The organism is Burkholderia lata (genome assembly GCF_902499335.1).
GTDB lineage: Bacteria > Pseudomonadota > Gammaproteobacteria > Burkholderiales > Burkholderiaceae > Burkholderia > Burkholderia lata_B.
Genome location: NZ_CABVQK010000003.1, coordinates 300,070 through 318,973 on the forward strand (window position 1 = coordinate 300,070; position 18,904 = coordinate 318,973).

Consider the following 18,904-nt stretch of genomic DNA (forward strand, 5'->3'; position numbering starts at 1 on the left):
GCCACGGCCTGGCGCCGCTCGCGCCCCCCGGCCGCGCTACCCGGGCGAGACGCCCGCCGGTTGCGGGCCGGACAACGGGTCGGCGAACGACCGGAAGCCGCCCTCGATCTCGAGGATCTGCGCCGCGCACACGTCGTATCGCCAGCCGGGGCCGCCGTCGCTGCTGTACATGCCCTTGCACATCCCCTTGATCCGGATCAGCCAGCCTCCTTCGCTCAACGCCACGCGCGACGCCCAGAGGTACACGTTGCCGGCCAGGTGCGACGGGGCCGTTTCGATCACCTCAGCGTCGGACCGCGTGATGCGGGTGGACGAACGGTTTTCGACGTAGCGCCGGGTGAGCTGCCACGCGCGGTCGCATGCCGCTTGCGTCGCACACGGCAACGACGCCGTCTGCCGCAACGTGAGCAGCTGCGTTTCGCTTTGCCTGAACCTGGCCATGCGCTCGTCGCTGGCGCATGCGCCCAGCATCAACAGCATGCCCATCGCCAACCATCCCTGTTTCATCGCCGACACCCCATCCGGTCGCGGGTTTCACGCGCCACCCGCAAGCGCCCCGGGTTCGACTGTATTGCCGTGCCGACCGGCGCGCTTGACACATGTCAACGCATCGCGGGGGGCTGCCCGAGCGCATCGCAGGCATCGCGCCGCGCCTCCACGCACCGCCAACGAAGGTTTTCGCCGGCCGCGGCCGGTGTCAGCATCCTCCTACAGCCGTTCTCCAAACCCTACGTGACTTTCCATCCCTGCCGATTTCGGTCCGGCCGCGCGCGAACCATACTGCTTTACATGGATGCCCGAGCGCCGCTCGTGCCGCCGCCAGTCTTGCCCGTCGATTGCGCCGCACGGTTCCGCATCCCGCGGCGGCGCCGTCGCGCTGACGAAATCGAGTCACCAGGAGCAGATCATGCTGACTGCCCAACCCCACGAAACTGCCTACCCCGCCGTCGCGCATGCGATGACGATCGCGCTTCATCCCGTCGATCGGGACGAGCGGGTGAAGCGCCCCGGCGCGCGCTGTTCGACGTGCCCGGTCCGTTCGGCGTGCATGCCGGCGGAACTCGACGCGGCCGACCTGGCCGTCCTCGACGAGGTGGTCTGCACGACCCGCTCGGTCAAGCGGGGCGAGTCGCTGTTCCGCGCGCACGATACGTTCCAGAGTCTCTATGCGGTCCACACCGGCTCGTTCAAGACGATCGTCATGCATCGCGACGGCCAGGAGCAAGTGACCGGATTCCAGATCGCCGGGGAAACGCTCGGTCTCGACGGCGTGTGCGGCGGGCGTCACAACTGCGACGCGATCGCGCTGGAGGACAGCACGGTCTGCATCATCCCGTTCGGCCAGCTGGAGAAGGTTTGCGCCAAGGTGAGGTCGATGCAGCACCACCTCCACAAGATGATGAGCGGCGAGATCGTGCGCGAATCGAGCCTGATGATGCTGCTGGGCACGATGTCCGCGGAACAGCGCGTCGCGGAGTTCCTGCTGAACCTGTCCGAACGCTTCAGGGCGCGCGGTTATTCGTCGGCCGATTTCAACCTGCGCATGACGCGCGAGGAAATCGGCTGCTATCTCGGGATCAAGCTCGAAACGGTCAGCCGGATGCTGTCGAAATTCCAGCGCGACGGCCTGATCGACCCGCACGGCAAGCAGATTCATATCATCGATCTGGCCAGGCTCGCCCGCGTCTGAGCGCGGGCCGCCCGCGCCGGGTCCGGCGGCCAGGTATCCCGCAGGCTCGAACCGGTTCCGTCGAATACCCTCGCGCGCATCGCCTATCCTCCCGGTTCCGGCCGCCCCGGATGCCCGCCTGCAGCATCCAGCGACCGCATGCGCCGGCTCAGGCGACGAATCGCGAATATCCGCAGGTAATCATGCACGCGGGCATCTTTCGTCAGCGCCGCGATTTCGTCGTCGAGCATCCGCCGCAACGCGTCGTCCGGAATCGACAGGTCGCGCGCCAAGGCCGCCAACGAGGCGAACAACCGATCCTGGTTCATCACCGCCCTCCTGCAAGGACACCGCCTTCATCCGAGGTCGTCCTGGCTGAATCCATTGAAACGCGCGGCAGCGCCACCGCGCTTGACATGCGTCAACGCGCCGCGGATCGATGCGCGGCCCGGGCCGCGGATCCAGCCGGCCGGCGAGCGCGTGGCGGCGTTTGACTTGCATCAATCGCCGGCGCGGAGCCGCGCATAGACTGGGTCGAACTACTTGCCGGACACCGCGCGATGACAACCGCTCCAATGACACGCCTGCCGGGATACCTGCTCGCCCTCGCATGGCTCGCGGGCGGGACGGCGTCCGCCCAGGTGCGGGAGCCCGCCGCGCTCATCGATCAGCAGCATTGCATGTTCTGCCACACCTCGGACATGCCGTTCCTCGCACCGTCGTTTCACGAGATCGCGGATCGGTATCGGGACACGCCGCATGCCGAAGACATCCTCGCGAACAAGCTGAGACTGGGCGGCCGCGCGCACTGGAGCGACACCGCGATGCCGCTGCCCGCCGAGCGCGGCGGCGCGCTGTCCTCCGAGGACGCGCATACGCTGATTCGCTGGGTCATGAGCCAGTAAAAGCGTCGGCCGCCGGTGACGGCGGCCGCCCTCCTTCGTCGATTCGGAGCCCATCGTGCGAATCACCCTGCATCTCGATACTTTCGCCTGCGACAACCCTTCGGCCTATGCCATTCTCTGGATCGACACGGCCATGCGTCGCTGGTCGCGCGAAGGTCATGCGGGGATGGACCTGCCGGTGTGGGGCACGCTCGTCCGCGAAGGCGGCGCCACCCTGATGACGGGCCCCGACGACGCCGGCGCCCTGTGCTGGCTCGACGATTTCGATCTCGACGCGCCGTCCGGGCCGTTCGAAGGCCAGGCCGGCATCGCACGCTGGCTGCGCGATGCCCGGCAGGCGCCCGTACCGGGCGCATGGCGGGTGCAGTGTGTCGACGAAACGGCGGAAACGCCGGAGCACGAGATATTCACGGGCGACGAAGAAGCGTAGCCGGACCGGCGGCGCCGGCTGCGCCGCCCCGGTCGCCGCGGCGGATCGACTCGCGCATGGCGAATCGCGTCCGATGCGCGGGACGTGTCAGCTCGGGTTCTCGTGAGTTTCAGCGGCCGCGGTCCCGGCGAGTTGCCGCTCGGCGATGTCGAATGCCCGCTTCAGCGCGTCCATGGGATCCGTGCCCGTCATATGCTGAACGGGACGAAATTCCCCCTTGCGGGTGATCAGATCGAGTCGTACGTCATACCTCGGCTCGCGGGTCGACGCGCCCATGGCCTCGATCGCGAGATGGCAGCCGGCCAGTTGCGTACAGAACGGCTCGAGGCGCATCAGCTGGATGCTCGCTTCCGCCTCCAGCCGAGCCGACCCGGCGAAGCCGAAGTAAGCGATCTGCATCCCGATTCCCATGTTCCGCTCCTGTTGATCGCGCCGATTGACGGCGAGAACCGGTTCATCCGTGTGGTGCGTTCGCCCTACCCGATTCCGTGCCTCCATCTTCCGTGGCGACGGCTCTGCGTCGTTGATGTGAGTCAAGCGACGGACATCGCCACACGCTGTCCGCCAACCGGCGCCGGACTCGTGAAATCGGCGGCGAGCATCCAGCCGGCCGGCGGCGCGGCGGCAACCCGCCGCCGGCTCGTTCAGTTGGAGACGGTGCCGGCATCGGCGATCTGCGCCGGCAACCGCCGCAGGCCCGATCGGTGCGCGGGTCGGACAACCGGATCGTCCGACACACGTTGGGCTCGACCCGCACGAACGTCGGGGCGGCTTCGGCCGGGGTGCCATCAGGCATCCTCCCGTTACAGGCGATCGCGCCGGACCCGCACGGTGCGCGCGATCGTCGGCTGCCGCATCGCGATCCATCCCGCGACGCCCGCACAACAGGACAGCGTGCCCACATAAAGCGCCCAGCCGTCGTGGACCAGCATGGCGTGCACCGTTGCGATGAGCCCGGCTTGCGACGCGAAGATCGCGACGTTGGCAAAACACTGGCGAAACACGTTGGGAAACATGCCGCTCTCCTGGAAAGGGATGACGACTGCGACGTTTCAGGCATCGGCATCGATAGCCCGGGTGACGAAAATCGTCGACACCGGACAGTCGGCCACGCGCGGCAACCGCATGGCCACGCTGCCCGGCACCGCGCGCCGGATGCCGGATGCCGTGCCGGCCTGCGGGACGGCAGGTCGGACCCTGCACCTGCCCGCGCTGCCTGCCGCACGAAACCATCGAACGCGGCGAACGCAGCCATGCCTTCATCTTCGAAGCTTCGGAATCCGCAGCGTTGACTTTTATCAAGCGCGGGCACGGTTCCGACCGTCCCTCAAAAAACCACGGCGCCGCCCGGATTGCCCGGCGGCGCCGTCGACGACGCGCAGCGTCCCCCGTTCGCGCTAGGCGACTTCGATGATGACTTTCAATGCATGGGTATCGGCCGCGCGCGAGAACGTGTCATAGGCGCTCGTCACGTCGTCGAGCGTGAAGCGATGCGTGATCAGTTGCTTCGGGTCCAGGCGTCCGGCCCCCACCGTCCTCATCAGCATCGGCGTGCTCGACGTGTCGACCAGCCGGGTCGTGATCGCGATGTTGCGATCCCATAGCTTCTCGAGGTGCAGATCCGCCTTGACGCCATGCACGCCGACGTTCGCGACGACGCCGCCCGGCGCGACGATCGCCGTGCACAGCTCGAACGTCGCCGGGATGCCGACCGCCTCGATCGCGCAGTCGACGCCGATCCCGTCGGTCAGTTTCAGGATGTCGCCGGCCGGGTCGCCCGCGCGCCCGTCGATGCAGTCGGTTGCGCCGAACCGGCGCGCAACCTCCAGCCGGTTCCGGTCGGGATCGACCATGATGATCCGCGCGGGCGTGTAGAACTGCGCGGTCAGCAACGCCGCGAGCCCGATCGGCCCCGCGCCGACGATCGCGACCGTGCTGCCCGGCTGCACCTTGCCGTTCAGCACGCCGCATTCGAATCCGGTCGGCAGGATGTCGGACAGCATCACGAGCGCCTCCTCGTCCGCCCCCGGGGGAATCCGGTAGAGACTGGTCTGCGCGTGCGGAATGCGCACGTATTGCGCCTGCGTGCCGTCGATCCGATTTCCGAGAATCCAGCCGCCTGTCGCGCAATGCGAGTAGAGCCCGCGCCGGCAATATTCGCACTGGCCGCATGACGAGATGCACGAGATCAGCACCCGGTCGCCGACCGTCAGCGACGTCACCGCGCTGCCGACCTGCTCGACGATGCCGACGCCCTCGTGACCGAGCACGCGACCCGGTTCGCACGACGGCACGTCGCCTTTCAGGATATGCAGGTCGGTGCCGCAGATGGTCGTGCGCGTCACCTTGACGATCGCATCCGTGGCCGCGGCCAGTTCCGGCATCGGCCGCTCGTCGAGCGATTTGCGGCCGGGGCCGTGATACACCAGGGCTTTCATGGTCTTGCCTCCGTTGACGGGACGAGGTCCCTTGCAGTGCCACTCTAGGGAGTCGCCCGCCATCGGCGCTTGACCTGCGTCAAGCACGCTCGGGCACACCCCGGCGGCGTTCCGCCACGCAGCCGGTGGCGTGCTGGCGCGGGGCGCGATCGGCCATCCCGGTCACGGATCGATACCCGCCGCCAGTTCGAGGATGTCGGCCGTGATTTCATCCTGGCGCGCGAGCCGGCAGATTTGCAGCAATTCGGCGAGCTTGTGTTCGATATTGGCGCGCGCGGCGATCATGGCCCGCGTGCGCGCTTCGTTTTCCGCCGCGAACGCCAGCATCGTCGCCTCGCACAGTTCGACGAAGACATACGCCTGCGCCAGCTCCGCCAGCACCCGGCCGGGCGGCAAGCTCAGCAACGGCGGCTGCGAGCGCGGCGCGGCGTCGAAGCGGCTGTAGTCGAACGGCAGCAGCCGATGCTCGACCACGTCGAGCCGTGCGGACCCGGGCATCGCGTGCACGATCGACACGGTTTCGGCGCCGCTGGCGGCGAGATGGGCGAACAGCGCGTCGGTCAAGCGGCCCGCGAGGGCGACCACATCGTCCGCGCGCGACGTCATCGGCGCGGTCCAGGCGACCGGCAGCCCGCGCGCCTCGGCAAGCGCGGCGCCGCGCGACCCGATCAGCAGATAGTGGGCCGCCTCCCCGCGGCGGCGGGCCCGATCGAGAATCTGCGCGTTGTACGCCCCGACGAAGCCCTGCTCGCTGCACAGCACGATGACCACCTGCGGTTTCGCGGGCGCTGCGGCCGTGCCGCTCCCCGGACGCGTCGCATCCGCCGACAGAACGGCGCAGATCGCCGCGCCGATGATCGCGGCGCAGGCGCGCACGCCCGGCAAACGGGCCTGCGCGTCATGCGCACGCGCGGCCGCGACGCCGCGCATCGCGCCGATCACGGACTGCAGCTGGCGGGCGGTGTCGGCGCGCGCTTCCGCGGCGCTCAGCTTGTCGCTCATGACGGCACGGCCCCGGATTCCGCCGCGCCGGCCTGGGCCGCCAGCCGCTCGACCTGCTCCCGAACTGTCCGCACCAGCCCGGCGAGCGCGGCCGGATCGTCGAGCAGGGCACCCGGCGGCGCCTGTTGCGCATCGAGCCAGGCCGGCAGTTGTTCGCGAATCGTCGTCAGCAGGCGTGGCGGCGCGGAGTCGAACACGCCGTCGGCCAGCGCTTTCAGCAGCACGACTTCATCGATCGTTCGCAACGGATGAAAACGCGGCTGCGTGATCAGCGCGCGAATCCGCTCGCCGCGCGTGATCTGCCCTTTCAGGCGCGCATCGGTCAACCCGCCGAAGCGCGTGAACGCCTCGAGTTCGAGGAACTGCGCATAGTCGAGCCGCAAGCGCCCGGACGCCTCGCGCAGCGCCGGGTGCTGCGCCTTGCCGCCCACCCGGCTGACGCTGAGGCCGACGTCCACGGCGGGCCGCTGGTTGGACGCGAACAGCGCGGCGTCCAGCACGATCTGGCCGTCCGTGATCGAGATCAGGTTGGTGGGGATATACGCGGCCAGGTTGCCGGCATCCGTTTCCGCGATCGGCAGCGCGCTGAGCGAACCGCCGCCGAGCGTCGCGGACAGCTTCGCGGCGCGTTCGAGCAGCCTGGCGTGCAGATAGAAGATGTCGCCCGGATACGCTTCGCGGCCGGGCGGCTCGCGCGTCAGCAGCGCCAGCTCGCGGTGCGTGGCCGCGTGCTTGGTCAGGTCGTCGATCACGATGAGCGCGTGCTGGCCGCGGTCGCGAAAATATTCGGCCATCGTGAACCCGGCGAACGGCGCGATCCACTGCAGGCCGGCTGCCGCGGCGGCCGGCGCCACGACGAAAATGCAACGCTCCGGCGCGCCGTACCGGGCCACCGCGTCGATCACGCGCTGCACGGCGCTCGCCCGCTGGCCGATCGCCACGTAGACGCAGATCACGTCCGAATGCCGCTGGTTGACGATCGCATCGATCGCCAGCGCGGTCTTGCCGACCGCCCGGTCGCCGATGATGAGTTCGCGCTGCCCGCGGCCGATCGTGAACAGCGCGTCGACGATCAGCAAGCCCGTCTCGAGCGGTTCGACCACCAGGTCCCGATCGATGATCGCGGGGGCCGGCCGTTCGATCGGCGAGCGCATCGTCGCGCCGACGGGGCCCGGATGATCGAGCGGCCGGCCGAGCGGATCGACCACCCGGCCGAGCAGGGCCGGGCCGACCGGCACCTCCAGCACGGCGCCCGAGCAGCGCACCGCCGCGCCCGCCTCCAGCCCCGCATCGGCGTCGAGCAGCACCACGCTGATCAGGTCGGCGTCGAGCGTATGCACGAAACCGGTCGAGCCGTTGTCGAAGAGCAGCCGCTCGTTGAGCATCGCGTCGGGCAGTCCGGACACGAATGCGATCCCGTCGGCAAGCCGTTCGACTCGCCCGATGGCCTCCGCCGACGGCGCGAGTGCGGCGCCGTCGAGCGCGGCGCGCTGGCGCGCGAGCCAGTCGGCGTGTTCAGGAAGGTCGGCTGGCTTCATCGTCATTCAGCAGTACCGCCTCGATATGTTCCAGATCCTGCTTCAGGCTGTTGCGCACTCGCGCGTGCGCCGCGTCGAGCTCGAGTCCCGCGATCAGCGACGCGTCGATCCGCACCGCCAGTTCGACCGGCCGGCCCAGGCTGGCGGACAGCGCGGCGCGACATGACGCGATTTCCTGCGCGTCGAGCGCACGCGGCGTGCTGAGTTGCAGCGGCGTGTTGCCCGCGCCCAGTTCCGAGCGGACCGATTCGGGCAGCAGCGCGACTTGCCCGGCGAGACCATCGATGAAGCCGGTCACGCGCGCCGGCTCCGGCAGGCGCGTGAACAGCCGCGCCGCGATGTCGAGCGCGAGGCGGGTCGAGCGGCGGGCGTCGTCGCGCGTGCGCTCGAGCCGCTCCGACTCCAGCCGCGCCGCCGCCGCGTCGCGCAACTGTCCGGCTTCCGCCTGCGCCTGCGCGAGCAGCGATGCCTTCTCGGCGGCGGCCTGCCCCGCCACCGCCTTCAACGCATCGGCGCGCGCGGCCACCACCGTGGCGAGCTCGGCTTGCGCCGCCTGGCGCGCAGCGCTCGCCGCGCGGGCATCGTCGCGCGCGGCGTCGATCAGCTTGCGCGCCGCTTCCTGGCGCGCCGCGATGATCGCGCTGACCGGCTTGAACAGAAAGCGCGACAGCAGCCACACCAGCACCAGCACGTTGATGGTCTGCAGGATCAGCGTGGACCAGTCGATTCGCATCGTCGCCTCGCGCTACTTGATGAACGGGTTGGCGAACAACAGCAGCAACGCGATCACCAGGCAGTAGATCGCCATCGTCTCGATCATCGCCAGCCCGACGAACAGCGTGCGCGAAACCGTGCCCGCCGCATCGGGCTGGCGGGCAATCGCGTCCATGGCCGCGCCGACCGCGCGGCCTTCGGCCAGCGCGGGCCCGATCGCACCGAACGACACGGCGAGCGCCGCTGCCGCGATGCTGACGATTTCGATGAGATTGCTCATGACTGCTCCTGCTTGCGGCGGTGAACGGAAGGTTCGTCATCGGCCGCCGCCGCGCCAATGAACACCATCGACAACACCATGAAGATGTAGGCCTGGACCGTGCCGGTCAGCAGGTCGAGGGCCATCAGCGGAATCGGCACGATCAATCCCGCGAGCGACAGCACGATGCCGATCACGAACACGCCGCTCATCACGTTGCCGAACAGCCGCACGATCAGCGAGAACGTGCGCGTCAATTGCTCGACGAGATTGAGCGGGATCATCACCCAGGTCGGTTCGGCGAAAGTGGCGAGATAGTTCTTCCAGCCGCGCGTGCGCACGCCGTAGTAGCACGTCGCGCCCAGTACGACCAGCGCGAGCGCCGCGTCGGTTTCCAGGTGCGCGGTGGGCGGCTCGACGCCCGGGATCAGCGACGACGCGTTCGCGGTGAACACGAACAGGAAGATCGTGCCGATCAATGCGCGATAGCGGGCGGCCCCGGCTCGCATCGTGCCGACGATCTGTGCGTCGACGGCGACGACCAGCAACTCCAGCACGCTTTGCAGGCGCGACGGCTCGAGCGACAAGCGGCGGCGCGCGAACGCCGAGAGTGCCGCCAGCGCCAGCATGATTCCCCAGGTGACCAGCACGGGCGACGATATCGACAGTGGACCCAGCGTCCACAGCGGGACGGTCGCGAGCGGCGAGGCGCTCATCGCGGCCCCCGGGGCGCCGTCAATGCGCCGGCGTATCGGAGCGCGACGGCGCGCGCGAACAGCAGCCCGAGCGCGCCCGCCACGACGGCGGCGGCGCCGAGCCGGGCCAGCGCCACCAGCACGGCGACCGCGATGGCGATGCGCGCGCCTTGCAGGCCGAGCGCGCACGCCACGCGGCCGGCCGCGAACAGGCGGCCGTTCCATGCGAGCGAACCGAAGTGCCATGCGCCGAGCGCAAGGCCGACGACCACGCCGAGCGTCGCGGCGGCCAGGTTGGCGACAGCTGGCGGCGCCAGCCACGCATCAATCGTCATGGTTGTGTCCTTGTTGGCCATGCATCCATTTCCACGCGAACCAGAATCCGGCGGCCGCGCCGATCATGACGAGCGGCGCGGAGAAGAACACGCGCGTCGCAGCCAGCCGGTCCAGCCAGCGCCCCAGCGCCAGCCCGGCGAGCGTCGGCGCGAGGATCGCCCAGCCGAGCACGCCGATCTGCGCCAGCCGCGTGCCCAGCGACGGTTCGGGATCGCGCGCGCCGCGCGCCGCGCGTTCGGCGGCATGCCGCGCGGCCTGCTCGACCCGATCGGGCCGGTCGCGCGGATCCGGCGGCGGCCGCCCGCTCATCGCCGTGGCTCCGCGACGAAGGGATCGCGGGCGTCGCCCGCGCTTCCCCCGGGTCGCAGATAGGTCAGCAAACGCCTGACCGTTTCGGCATGCAGCCGTGTCTCGTCGACGCGCGCGCGCCGTTCGGCGTCCAGCCGGGCGGCGCGGTTCGCGCGCACGAGCGCGTCGAGTTGTTCGAGCGAATCGCCGGGCACCGCGTCGCGGCACGCGATCGCGACGCGAACGCCGCCTGACACGCTCAACACGCCTTCGTCCAGCGCGCAGTAATGCCATTGGTCGTCGGGTGTTCGCCAGCGCACCACCGACGCGCGCAGCAGCGTCACGAAATCGACGTGGCCGGGTCGCACGCCGAAGCTGCCGGTCGCATCCTCGGCGCGCAGCGAGGCGATCTCCAGCGCATCGACCAGCAGCTGCGCGGGCGTCGCGATCGTCAGGTCGAGCCTAGCCATGCGCGCCTCCATCCCCGCCCGCGGCGGCGGCTTCCTTGCGGCGCGCGTCGTCCAGCGTGCCGACCATGTACAGCGAGCTTTCCCGCCATGTATCGCACTCGCCGCGCAGAATCGCGGCGCAGCCGGCGATCGTCTCGGCGGTCGTCACCGAGCGGCCCGGCTGGCCGGTAAACGCCTCGGTCACCGCGAACGGCTGCGTGAGGAAGCGCTGCAGGCGGCGCGCGCGCTCGACGGTGCGGCGATCGTCCGCGCCCAGTTCCTCGATGCCGAGCAGCGCGATCACGTCCTGCAGTTCGCGGTAATGCTCGATCGCGCGGCGCACCTCGGTCGCGACCGCGACGTGCTCGTCCCCGACCACGAGCGGATCGAGCAGGATCGACGACGACGCGACCGGATCGATCGCCGGATACATGCCTTCCGCCGCCATCGAACGCGACAGCACCACCATGCTGTCGATGTGCGCGGCGATGGCGGTGACCGCCGGATCCGTGAAATCGTCCGCCGGCACATAGACGGCCTCGATCGCCGTGACGGCAGCGCCCTCCACCGACGCGATCCGCTCCTGCAGCGCGGCGACCTCGCTCGCCAGCGTCGGCTGGTAGCCGACCCGGGACGGCAGGCGGCCCAGCAGACCCGACACCTCCGCGCCCGCCTGAACGAAACGGAACACGTTGTCCATCAGCAGCAGCACGTTTTGCGCGCGTTCGTCGCGGAAATATTCGGCGATGGTCAGCGCCGTCAGCGGCACGCGCCAGCGGGCGCCCGGCGGCTCGTTCATCTGGCCGTACACCAGCACCGTGCGGCCCAGCACGCCGGAACCGCGCATGTCGAGCAGCATCTCGTGCCCCTCGCGCGACCGCTCGCCCACGCCCGCGAACACCGAAATGCCCTGATAACGCTCGACCATCGCATGGATCAGCTCCATCACGAGCACCGTCTTGCCGACTCCGGCGCCGCCGAACATCGCGGCCTTGCCGCCTTGCGCGAGCGGCGCGAGCAGGTCGATCACCTTGATGCCCGTCGCGAACAGCGTGCTCGTGCCCTTCTGCTCGGCCAGCGGCGGGGCATCGCGGTGAATCGGCCGCCGCGGCACGTCGGCCGGCAGCGCCGGGCCATCGTCGCCGGGCGCGCCCGTCATCGTCAGCAGCCGGCCCAGCACGCGCTCGCCCACGGGCACCCGCAGCGGCCCGCCGTGCGGCCGGACCGTCATGCCGCGCCGCAAGCCGCCCGTCGGCGCGAGCGCGAGTGCGCGCACGGCGGTTTCACTCAGGTGCGCGTGCACCTCGGCCGTCACCGGCGCCGCGCCGTCGACGACGATGTCGAGCGCGTCGTTCAGCGCGGGCAGCGCGTGCGCGTCGAACCCGACGTCCAGCACGGCGCCACGCACGGCCAGCACGCGGCCGTCGCGGTGCGCTTGCGCGGCGTGTTCCGCCGGTTCGGAGGTCAGCCCTTGATCGATCGTCACCGTGTGCCTGCCCGCTATCGTTGGGTCCTTTTCCACGGTAACGGCTGCTCGCGTTCCGGGGCTGATCCTCGTCAAGAAATGGCCAGACGATTCACGCAACCCGCGAGTACGACGCTCGCCGGCCGGTTGCCGGACAACCTGACCGGCGCGCGCTTCGCATTTCCCGGGACGACGACCGGCGCGGCGGCTCCCCATGGCACCTTGATGACGCGCCCGGAAATTAAGGAGCGACTTCATTTGATGCAAATCAGCGTCGGCGGCCCGGCCGACGCTAGAGTGGTTCGCAGCGCAGTCCTCCATGGAACCGCGAGCCGGCTCCATGCCCGCCACCCGCTTCTCGTGGCGGCCCACAAGCAAGCCCTTTCGACGGAAAACCGATGGATACGCCGCGGCAACCTCCGCAAGACGCGCCCGCGCACCGGGCATGGCCGCCAACCGATCGTCCGGCGGACAACCCGTTCCGCGCGCTGGATTTCGCCAAGGAAGCCGCGTTGGCGCGGCTGACCGCCGGCCTGTCCCCCGCCGCGCTTCAGCTCGCGTTCTCGGACTGGCTGATTCATCTGGCCGCCGCGCCCGGCAAACGCCTCGAACTGGCGTCGCTCGCGGCGCGCGAAGCGGCCCGGGCCCTCGCCCTCGCCTATGCCGGTCAGGCGGCAACCGGGACCGCCGCCGAACCGTTCGCCCAGCCCTGCGCAGGCGATACGCGGTTCAGCGATGCCCTGTGGCACATCGAACCCTATCGTTTCTGGCAGCAATCGTTCCTGATGACCGAGCACTGGTGGCGCGCCGCGACCCGCGACGTACCCGGCACCTCGCGCCACCATGAAGAGGTCGTCGCGTTCTGCATGCGGCAATGGCTCGACGCGTTCGCTCCCGCGAATTACCTCTGGTCGAACCCGGCGGTCATGCAACGTACCGTCACGTCGTTCGGCGCCAATCTCACACAAGGCGCGTTCAACCTGCTCGACGACCTGACCCGTATCGCGACCCGGCAGCCGCCGGCCGGCGTCGACGCGTTCAAGGTCGGCATCGACATCGCGGCAACCCCCGGGCGCGTCGTGTTCCGCAATCACCTGATCGAACTGATTCAGTATCGGCCGGCGACCGCCGAGGTGGACGCCGAACCCGTGTTGATCGTGCCGGCCTGGATCATGAAGTACTACATCCTCGACCTGTCGCCGCACAATTCGCTGATCCGCTACCTGGTCAGCCAGGGACGTACGGTGTTCTGCATCTCGTGGCGCAACGTCGACGCGGACGACCGGGATCTGGGCATGGACGACTATCGCCGGCTCGGCGTGATGGCCGCGCTGGACGCGGTATCGGCGATCGTTCCGGGCCGCCGGGTTCATGCGGCCGGCTACTGCCTCGGCGGCACGCTGCTGTCGATCGCGGCGGCCGCGATGGCGAACGCACACGACGACCGGCTGGCAACGATGACGATGCTTGCCGCGCAGACGGATTTCACCGAGCCCGGCGAGCTGCAGCTCTTCATCGACGACAGCGAGATCCATTTTCTCGAAAGCATGATGTGGGAACGTGGCTGCCTGGAAGCCGGCCAGATGAGCGGGGCATTCCAGATGCTGCAATCGAACGACCTGATCTGGTCGCGCGGCGTGCACGACTACCTGCTCGGCGAGCGCACGCCGGTATTCGACCTGATGGCATGGAATGCCGACGCGACCCGGATGCCGTACCGGATGCATGCCGAATATCTGCGCAAGCTGTTTCTCGACAACGATCTGGCGTGCAACCGCCTGGTCGTCGACGGGCATACGGTGTCGCTGCTCAACCTCCGGATGCCGGTGTTCGCGGTGGGCACCGAGCAGGATCACGTCGCGCCCTGGCATTCCGTCTACAAGATCCATTACCTGACGGACACCGATGTCACCTTCGTGCTGACGACGGGGGGGCACAACGCCGGTATCGTCAGCGAATCCGGGCATCGGGGCCGACACTACCGGATCAAGTCCACGCGCGCGATGGACCCGAACCTGTCGCCCGACGAATGGGCGGACCGTGCGACGGAGCAGGAGGGATCATGGTGGTCCGCCTGGCACCTGTGGCTCGCCGAACACTCGGACGGCCAGCGCGTGCAGCCGCCGGCCCTCGGAGCGGGCGATCCGGACGCCGAGGCGCTCGGCGACGCGCCGGGCACCTACGTCTTCCAGAAATAGGCGACCGACATGAACCAGGAACTCCTGACGAACCGCCCGTTCGGCACGCTCGCGATCGGCGATAGCGCGTCGCTCACGCGCACCGCGTCCCGGGACGACATCGATCTGTTCGCCGCGCTGTCCGGCGACGTGAATCCGGCGCATGTCGATGCGGCCTTCGCCGCGCACGACCTGTTCGGCCACATCGTGGTGCATGGCATGTGGACCGGCGCGCTGGTATCCGCCGTACTCGGCACGCAGTTGCCCGGACCGGGCACGATCTATCTGGACCAGACACTCGAATTTCGCCACCCGGTCGCGCCGGGCGACACGATCACCGCGACCGTGACCGTGAAGGAAAAGCGTCCCGACAAGCGCATCGTGCTGCTCGACACACGCTGCGCCAACCAGGCCGGGCAGATCGTGTTGATGGGCACGGCGACGGTGATCGCACCGGACCAACCGCTCACGGTCGAACGCACGCCCCGGCCTGACGTGTCGGTGCGCCATCACGATCGTTATGAAGCCTTTATCCGCGACGCGCGCGCCCAGCCGCCGCTGCGCACCGCGATCGCCCATCCGTGCTCGCCCGACGCGTTGCGCGCCGCGCTCGACGCGCGCGACGCCAACCTGCTCGATCCGCTGCTGATCGGCCCCGAGGCCAGGATCCGCGCGGCGGCCGACACGGCCCAGATCAGTCTCGCGGGCATCGATATCGAGCCGGTCGAGCATAGCCACGCCGCGGCGGCGCGCGCGGTCGAACTGGGTGCGGCGGGCAAGGTCGCCGCGCTCATGAAAGGCAGCCTTCATACGGACGAACTGCTGGCCGCCGTCGTGGCCCCGACCTCGGGACTGCGCACCGACCGGCGCATCAGCCATGTCTATGCGATGGACATCCCCGCCTATCCGAAACCGCTCATCATCACCGACGCCGCGATCAACATCGCACCGTCGCTCGACCAGAAGCGCGATATCTGCCAGAACGCGATCGATCTGCTGCGTCTGCTGGGCGTCGAGCAGCCGCACGTCGCCGTGCTCGCGGCGGTCGAAACCGTCAATGCCAGAATGCCCGCCACGCTCGACGCCGCCGCGCTCACCATGATGGCCGCGCGCGGCCAGATCAGCGGCGCGATCGTCGACGGCCCGCTGGCATTCGACAATGCGATCAGCGCCGCCGCCGCGCAATCGAAAGGCATCCGTTCGCCGGTCGCCGGCCGCGCCGACATCCTGCTCGTGCCCGATCTGGAAGCAGGCAACATGCTGGCCAAGCAACTGATGTACTTCGCCGGCGCGGACGGCGCCGGACTGGTGTTGGGCGCCCGCCTGCCGATCATCCTGACGAGCCGTTCGGACAGCCTGCGAGTGCGGATCGCGTCGGCCGCGCTCGCCAAGCTGGTGGCCGAACGTACTGCCGAACGCGGGAGCATTCAATGAGCCTGCCCTTGCTGATGACCTTCAATGCCGGCTCATCGACGCTCAAGATCGGCCTGTTCGGTATCGACGGTAATGTGCCGGTTCATCTCGGGCGCAGCCGGATCGACTTCGGGCACGCGCAGCTGCAGCTCGAATTCACCGGCCCCGACGGCCAGCTCGCGATTCCGCTCGGCGTGGCGGCAACGGACGATCTGCACGGCGTGCTCGACGAGGCGCTCGACTGGATCTCCGGTCACCTGTCGATGCATCGGTTGGCGTCGGTCGGGCATCGCGTCGTGCATGGCGGCGATGCGTTTTCCGGCCCGGCCGAGATCGATGCGCGCACGCTGCAGGCGATCGAGGCGCTGGTTCCGCTCGCCCCGTTGCATCAGCCGCAGGCTTTGCGGCTGATCCGGGCGATTCGCCATCTGCGCCCGCAGTTGCGCCAGTGCGCGTCGTTCGACACGGCCTTCCATCGCAGCCAGGCCGCCCTGGTGCGGCGCTTCGCGATTCCGCGTGCGCTGTATGACGCGGGCGTCAAGCGTTACGGCTTCCACGGCCTGTCGTACCGGTTCATCGCAACGCGGCTGGCCGCGTCCTATCCACGGCTGGCGCAAGGCAAGGTGATCGCCGCGCACCTGGGCAGCGGCGCGAGCCTGTGCGCGCTCGATGCCGGCGTGAGCCGGGACACCAGCATGGGATTTTCGACCCTCGACGGCATTCCGATGGCGACGCGCTGCGGCGCGCTCGATGCCGGTGTCGTGCTGCATCTGCAGAAGCAGGAGAAATACACGGTCGATGAGGTCGAGACGATCCTATATCACCAGTCCGGTCTGCTGGGCGTATCGGGCATCAGTGCGGACAGCCGGGTGCTGGTGGACAATCCCGCGCCTGCCGCGCGGGAGGCGCTGGATCTGTTCGCATTCCGCATCGCTGGCGAGATCGCGCGGTTGGCCACCACGCTCGGCGGACTGGATGCGATCGTGTTCACCGCAGGAATCGGCGAGCACCAGCCCGGCGTGCGCGCCGCCATCTGCCAATGGCTGGGCTGGCTCGGCGTCGCGGTCGACATCGACGCGAATCGCGCCAATGCCGCCGAGATTCACGGCCGCGCCAGCCGCGCGGCGCTGCTGGTCCTGCCAACCGACGAAGAACAGGTCATCGCCGAAGAGACGCTCGCCATCCTGCATGCCGGAGCCGCGACATGAGCCCGATCATCGATCTATCCGGCAAACGCGGGCTGGTGATCGGCATCGCGAATGAAAACAGCATCGCGACAGGATGCGCGAAAAACTACGTCGCCGCCGGCGCGCGGATTGCCGTGACCTATCTGAACGAACGCGCCGAGCCGTTCGTCCGACCGATCGCCGAATCCCTGGCCGCGCCGTTGATCCTGCCGTGCGATGTCACGCGCCCCGGACAGCTCGAACAGGTATTCCGCGCAATCGAAACGCAGTGGGGACAACTCGATTTCGTCCTTCACTCGATTGCGTTCGCGTCGAGCGGCGCATTGCACGTGCCGCTCGTCGATTGTTCCGCGGAAGGATTCGCTCTGGCGATGGATGTGTCGTGCCATTCCTTCTTGCGCGCGAGCAAGCTGGCGCTGGCGCTCATGAAAGACGGCGGCAGCCTGACAACCGTCAGTTTCTACGGTGCCGAGCGCGCAGTCGCCCACTATAACGTCATGGGGCCCGTGAAGGCTGCACTGGAATCCAGCGTTCGTTACCTCGCGGCCGATCTCGCCGAACAGCGGATTCATGTACACGCGATCTCCGCGGGCGCGCTGAAAACGCGAGCCGCGTCCGGCATCGACGATTTCGATCGGTTGCTCGACGATGTGCGCGCCCGCACGCCGGCGCATCAACTCGTATCGACCCATGACGTCGGACGTGTCGCAGCGTTGCTGGCAAGCGATGCCGGGATGGCGTTAACGGGGTCGACGGTATATGTCGACGGAGGATTTCATGTTGTGGCATGAACGGACATGGAAGTCGGTCGGCGCAATTCTGACGGAATGATCCACGACCGAAACGCGGATATCTGAATGATCCGCGGAGCAAGGGACCGATCCACTCGGGCCGTACGATGCACGAGCTCGGCAAATCTCGAAAAAAAGCCGATCAGTCCACCCATCGCGTCGCAATCGGCCCTGTAGATGTTAAGGTTCTCTAATTCAGCTAATGGTGTCCATTAATCCGGTTCATCGCGGGATACCGTGGAACGCGGCGCGGATTTTGAGGAAGAAGTAATCCTCGTCGCGATACCCGTAAGCCCGACGCTTGATGACCTCGATGGGATCGTTGAACCCTTCGACGACGCTGGTGTTGAGTGGTGCCAGGTGCCATCGCGTCCCCCTCCGACACGCACCATCCGCGAAGAACAGGATGCTCTGTGTACGCCCCTCTACGAATGGATTAGTCGAGGCGGGATGAGCATTCCAGAGGCCATGTGTCAACGCCGACAGAAATCTGACCCACAATGGGTACGGCAAAAATCTTGGACTGGTTTATGCCGCCCCCTCCGGGGAAATTACATCCGACAGTGACACCTAGGAACCGGGCATCAAGCCGGGGCCAGTGAGTTCGGCCGGCCGGTTTGTCGGCTGGATGCGTCATCATCGCCGTCAGCTGGTAGAGAATTTGCGGCGGCACAAAACACCAGCCGATGCGCTCCCGCATCTCGCTGCGGTAGAGGTCCAGCTTGTCTTCAACGAAATGCCCGCCAAGATAGACCAGCCCGGGCGTGTCCCGAGAGGCCGGCTGGCGATTGCCGCCCAGCCGCAATGGCTGAACGGGTTGTAGCGCTGCTTTGCGCGCGCCAGGCACAAGAGCGCAACCCACTTGGCACCCAGACAGCAACCATTTGATCTTAAACAAATATTTATTGGGGTCATGCCGCAACCCCGCGGGCAGCCTAGATCGCTCTAACCGGGGAATTGCACTGAAATCAAGGTCACCCCTGGCATGAAACTTTCGCACATCCGCGACAAGTCCGTCGGCGCGATTTTTTCGCATCACCGATTTAAACGGGTTATCCGTCGTCGCGAAACAGAAAAGCCCGCAAAAGCGGGCTTTTCTATTGAGGGCATCCTCAGAAAACGGAAAATATTGCACTCGAAGAGGTCAG

At 68.1% G+C, this 18,904-nt stretch carries 21 protein-coding genes and 2 pseudogenes; 7 read left to right on the forward strand and 16 right to left on the reverse strand.

Going from position 1 to position 18,904, the window contains the following annotated elements:
• Positions 1 to 36: 36 nt before the first annotated feature.
• The gene (locus BCO18175_RS09055; RefSeq protein WP_306668240.1) at positions 37 to 480 is read right to left on the reverse strand and encodes a hypothetical protein; all 444 of its coding nucleotides are present in this window, start codon (positions 478 to 480) and stop codon (positions 37 to 39) included.
• 427 nt (positions 481 to 907) lie between these two features.
• Here BCO18175_RS09055 and BCO18175_RS09060 point away from each other — a divergent pair, with 427 nt between their 5' ends.
• Entirely contained in the window at positions 908 to 1,690 is a 783-nt protein-coding gene (locus tag BCO18175_RS09060; protein ID WP_174980305.1) for a helix-turn-helix domain-containing protein, read from the forward strand.
• A gap of 83 nt (positions 1,691 to 1,773) precedes the next feature.
• On the opposite strand, the gene BCO18175_RS09065 is transcribed toward BCO18175_RS09060, so the two are convergent.
• Positions 1,774 to 1,998 carry a DUF3562 domain-containing protein gene (locus BCO18175_RS09065; RefSeq protein WP_098553576.1) on the reverse strand — a complete coding sequence of 75 codons (225 nt, stop codon included), beginning with the start codon at positions 1,996 to 1,998 and terminating at the stop codon, positions 1,774 to 1,776.
• Positions 1,999 to 2,229: 231 nt separating this feature from the next.
• Here BCO18175_RS09065 and BCO18175_RS09070 point away from each other — a divergent pair, with 231 nt between their 5' ends.
• A complete protein-coding gene (locus BCO18175_RS09070) occupies positions 2,230 to 2,574 on the forward strand; it encodes a c-type cytochrome (RefSeq protein WP_438820028.1) in 345 nt (114 codons plus the stop codon).
• A 55-nt stretch (positions 2,575 to 2,629) separates the two neighbouring features.
• Complete coding sequence (locus BCO18175_RS09075; protein WP_174980306.1) at positions 2,630 to 3,004, forward strand: DUF3564 domain-containing protein; 375 nt, start codon at positions 2,630 to 2,632, stop codon at positions 3,002 to 3,004.
• Between the two features lie 87 nt (positions 3,005 to 3,091).
• Here BCO18175_RS09075 and BCO18175_RS09080 read toward each other — a convergent pair whose 3' ends face one another.
• The 12 genes and pseudogenes from BCO18175_RS09080 to atpD form a co-directional block, all read right to left on the reverse strand.
• Positions 3,092 to 3,403, reverse strand: coding sequence for a hypothetical protein (locus BCO18175_RS09080; RefSeq protein WP_174980565.1), 312 nt, complete (start codon positions 3,401 to 3,403; stop codon positions 3,092 to 3,094).
• A gap of 404 nt (positions 3,404 to 3,807) precedes the next feature.
• Positions 3,808 to 4,020 (reverse strand): DUF2964 family protein, encoded by a 213-nt coding sequence (locus BCO18175_RS09085; RefSeq protein WP_098553572.1) that lies wholly within the window; start codon positions 4,018 to 4,020, stop codon positions 3,808 to 3,810.
• 381 nt (positions 4,021 to 4,401) lie between these two features.
• Positions 4,402 to 5,442 carry a zinc-dependent alcohol dehydrogenase family protein gene (locus tag BCO18175_RS09090; RefSeq protein WP_174980307.1) on the reverse strand — a complete coding sequence of 347 codons (1,041 nt, stop codon included), beginning with the start codon at positions 5,440 to 5,442 and terminating at the stop codon, positions 4,402 to 4,404.
• 162 nt (positions 5,443 to 5,604) lie between these two features.
• Positions 5,605 to 6,444, reverse strand: a complete 840-nt coding sequence (locus BCO18175_RS09095) for a F0F1 ATP synthase subunit gamma (RefSeq protein ID WP_174980308.1) — start codon at positions 6,442 to 6,444, stop codon at positions 5,605 to 5,607.
• Positions 6,444 to 7,988 (reverse strand): annotated as a pseudogene (locus BCO18175_RS09100) (F0F1 ATP synthase subunit alpha); the annotation flags it as partial. The gene BCO18175_RS09095 and the pseudogene BCO18175_RS09100, both read right to left, overlap by 1 nt.
• The gene (locus tag BCO18175_RS09105; RefSeq protein ID WP_174980309.1) at positions 7,960 to 8,715 is read right to left on the reverse strand and encodes a F0F1 ATP synthase subunit delta; all 756 of its coding nucleotides are present in this window, start codon (positions 8,713 to 8,715) and stop codon (positions 7,960 to 7,962) included. The pseudogene BCO18175_RS09100 and the gene BCO18175_RS09105, both read right to left, overlap by 29 nt.
• A 12-nt stretch (positions 8,716 to 8,727) precedes the next feature.
• Positions 8,728 to 8,976 carry a F0F1 ATP synthase subunit C gene (locus BCO18175_RS09110; protein ID WP_098553567.1) on the reverse strand — a complete coding sequence of 83 codons (249 nt, stop codon included), beginning with the start codon at positions 8,974 to 8,976 and terminating at the stop codon, positions 8,728 to 8,730.
• A complete protein-coding gene (locus tag BCO18175_RS09115; protein ID WP_098553566.1) occupies positions 8,973 to 9,671 on the reverse strand; it encodes a F0F1 ATP synthase subunit A in 699 nt (232 codons plus the stop codon). Before BCO18175_RS09115 ends, BCO18175_RS09110 begins: the two co-directional genes overlap by 4 nt.
• Positions 9,668 to 10,006: an N-ATPase subunit AtpR gene (locus BCO18175_RS09120; protein WP_438820029.1), complete on the reverse strand. Its 339-nt coding sequence runs from the start codon at positions 10,004 to 10,006 to the stop codon at positions 9,668 to 9,670. The genes BCO18175_RS09115 and BCO18175_RS09120 overlap by 4 nt, the downstream gene beginning before the upstream one ends.
• Positions 9,975 to 10,295 carry an AtpZ/AtpI family protein gene (locus BCO18175_RS09125; protein WP_098553564.1) on the reverse strand — a complete coding sequence of 107 codons (321 nt, stop codon included), beginning with the start codon at positions 10,293 to 10,295 and terminating at the stop codon, positions 9,975 to 9,977. The genes BCO18175_RS09120 and BCO18175_RS09125 overlap by 32 nt, the downstream gene beginning before the upstream one ends.
• Positions 10,292 to 10,756: a F0F1 ATP synthase subunit epsilon gene (locus BCO18175_RS09130; protein WP_254608007.1), complete on the reverse strand. Its 465-nt coding sequence runs from the start codon at positions 10,754 to 10,756 to the stop codon at positions 10,292 to 10,294. Before BCO18175_RS09130 ends, BCO18175_RS09125 begins: the two co-directional genes overlap by 4 nt.
• The gene (gene atpD / locus BCO18175_RS09135) at positions 10,737 to 12,203 is read right to left on the reverse strand and encodes a F0F1 ATP synthase subunit beta (RefSeq protein ID WP_254608034.1); all 1,467 of its coding nucleotides are present in this window, start codon (positions 12,201 to 12,203) and stop codon (positions 10,737 to 10,739) included. The genes BCO18175_RS09130 and atpD overlap by 20 nt, the downstream gene beginning before the upstream one ends.
• Positions 12,204 to 12,586: 383 nt before the next feature.
• Between atpD and BCO18175_RS09140 the strand changes: the two genes are divergently transcribed.
• From BCO18175_RS09140 to fabI, 4 genes are read left to right on the forward strand one after another with little or no spacing between them, the layout of a single operon-like run.
• The gene (locus BCO18175_RS09140; protein ID WP_174980310.1) at positions 12,587 to 14,386 is read left to right on the forward strand and encodes a PHA/PHB synthase family protein; all 1,800 of its coding nucleotides are present in this window, start codon (positions 12,587 to 12,589) and stop codon (positions 14,384 to 14,386) included.
• A 9-nt stretch (positions 14,387 to 14,395) separates the two neighbouring features.
• A complete protein-coding gene (locus BCO18175_RS09145) occupies positions 14,396 to 15,799 on the forward strand; it encodes a bifunctional enoyl-CoA hydratase/phosphate acetyltransferase (RefSeq protein ID WP_174980311.1) in 1,404 nt (467 codons plus the stop codon).
• On the forward strand, positions 15,796 to 16,986 hold the full coding sequence (locus tag BCO18175_RS09150; RefSeq protein WP_174980312.1) for an acetate/propionate family kinase: 1,191 nt from the start codon (positions 15,796 to 15,798) through the stop codon (positions 16,984 to 16,986). The genes BCO18175_RS09145 and BCO18175_RS09150 overlap by 4 nt, the downstream gene beginning before the upstream one ends.
• A gap of 8 nt (positions 16,987 to 16,994) precedes the next feature.
• The gene (gene fabI / locus BCO18175_RS09155) at positions 16,995 to 17,756 is read left to right on the forward strand and encodes an enoyl-ACP reductase FabI (protein ID WP_217481832.1); all 762 of its coding nucleotides are present in this window, start codon (positions 16,995 to 16,997) and stop codon (positions 17,754 to 17,756) included.
• Between the two features lie 222 nt (positions 17,757 to 17,978).
• On the opposite strand, the pseudogene BCO18175_RS09160 reads toward fabI, so the two are convergent.
• A pseudogene (locus tag BCO18175_RS09160) lies at positions 17,979 to 18,110 on the reverse strand (transposase); the annotation flags it as partial.
• Between the two features lie 82 nt (positions 18,111 to 18,192).
• Positions 18,193 to 18,891: a hypothetical protein gene (locus BCO18175_RS09165; protein WP_174980314.1), complete on the reverse strand. Its 699-nt coding sequence runs from the start codon at positions 18,889 to 18,891 to the stop codon at positions 18,193 to 18,195.
• Between the last annotated feature and the right edge of the window lie 13 nt (positions 18,892 to 18,904).

Bases quoted from the DNA above. Each gene is read 5' to 3' on its own strand.
- BCO18175_RS09055 (WP_306668240.1), bottom strand. From the start codon at position 480: ATGCTGTTGATGCTGGGCGCATGCGCCAGCGACGAGCGCATGGCCAGG.
- BCO18175_RS09060 (WP_174980305.1), top strand. From the start codon at position 908: ATGCTGACTGCCCAACCCCACGAAACTGCCTACCCCGCCGTCGCGCAT.
- BCO18175_RS09065 (WP_098553576.1), bottom strand. From the start codon at position 1,998: ATGAACCAGGATCGGTTGTTCGCCTCGTTGGCGGCCTTGGCGCGCGAC.
- BCO18175_RS09070 (WP_438820028.1), top strand. From the start codon at position 2,230: ATGACAACCGCTCCAATGACACGCCTGCCGGGATACCTGCTCGCCCTC.
- BCO18175_RS09080 (WP_174980565.1), bottom strand. From the start codon at position 3,403: ATGCAGATCGCTTACTTCGGCTTCGCCGGGTCGGCTCGGCTGGAGGCG.
- BCO18175_RS09085 (WP_098553572.1), bottom strand. From the start codon at position 4,020: ATGTTTCCCAACGTGTTTCGCCAGTGTTTTGCCAACGTCGCGATCTTC.
- BCO18175_RS09090 (WP_174980307.1), bottom strand. From the start codon at position 5,442: ATGAAAGCCCTGGTGTATCACGGCCCCGGCCGCAAATCGCTCGACGAG.
- BCO18175_RS09095 (WP_174980308.1), bottom strand. From the start codon at position 6,444: ATGAGCGACAAGCTGAGCGCCGCGGAAGCGCGCGCCGACACCGCCCGC.
- BCO18175_RS09105 (WP_174980309.1), bottom strand. From the start codon at position 8,715: ATGCGAATCGACTGGTCCACGCTGATCCTGCAGACCATCAACGTGCTG.
- BCO18175_RS09110 (WP_098553567.1), bottom strand. From the start codon at position 8,976: ATGAGCAATCTCATCGAAATCGTCAGCATCGCGGCAGCGGCGCTCGCC.
- BCO18175_RS09115 (WP_098553566.1), bottom strand. From the start codon at position 9,671: ATGAGCGCCTCGCCGCTCGCGACCGTCCCGCTGTGGACGCTGGGTCCA.
- BCO18175_RS09120 (WP_438820029.1), bottom strand. From the start codon at position 10,006: ATGGCCAACAAGGACACAACCATGACGATTGATGCGTGGCTGGCGCCG.
- BCO18175_RS09125 (WP_098553564.1), bottom strand. From the start codon at position 10,295: ATGAGCGGGCGGCCGCCGCCGGATCCGCGCGACCGGCCCGATCGGGTC.
- BCO18175_RS09130 (WP_254608007.1), bottom strand. From the start codon at position 10,756: ATGGAGGCGCGCATGGCTAGGCTCGACCTGACGATCGCGACGCCCGCG.
- BCO18175_RS09140 (WP_174980310.1), top strand. From the start codon at position 12,587: ATGGATACGCCGCGGCAACCTCCGCAAGACGCGCCCGCGCACCGGGCA.
- BCO18175_RS09145 (WP_174980311.1), top strand. From the start codon at position 14,396: ATGAACCAGGAACTCCTGACGAACCGCCCGTTCGGCACGCTCGCGATC.
- BCO18175_RS09150 (WP_174980312.1), top strand. From the start codon at position 15,796: ATGAGCCTGCCCTTGCTGATGACCTTCAATGCCGGCTCATCGACGCTC.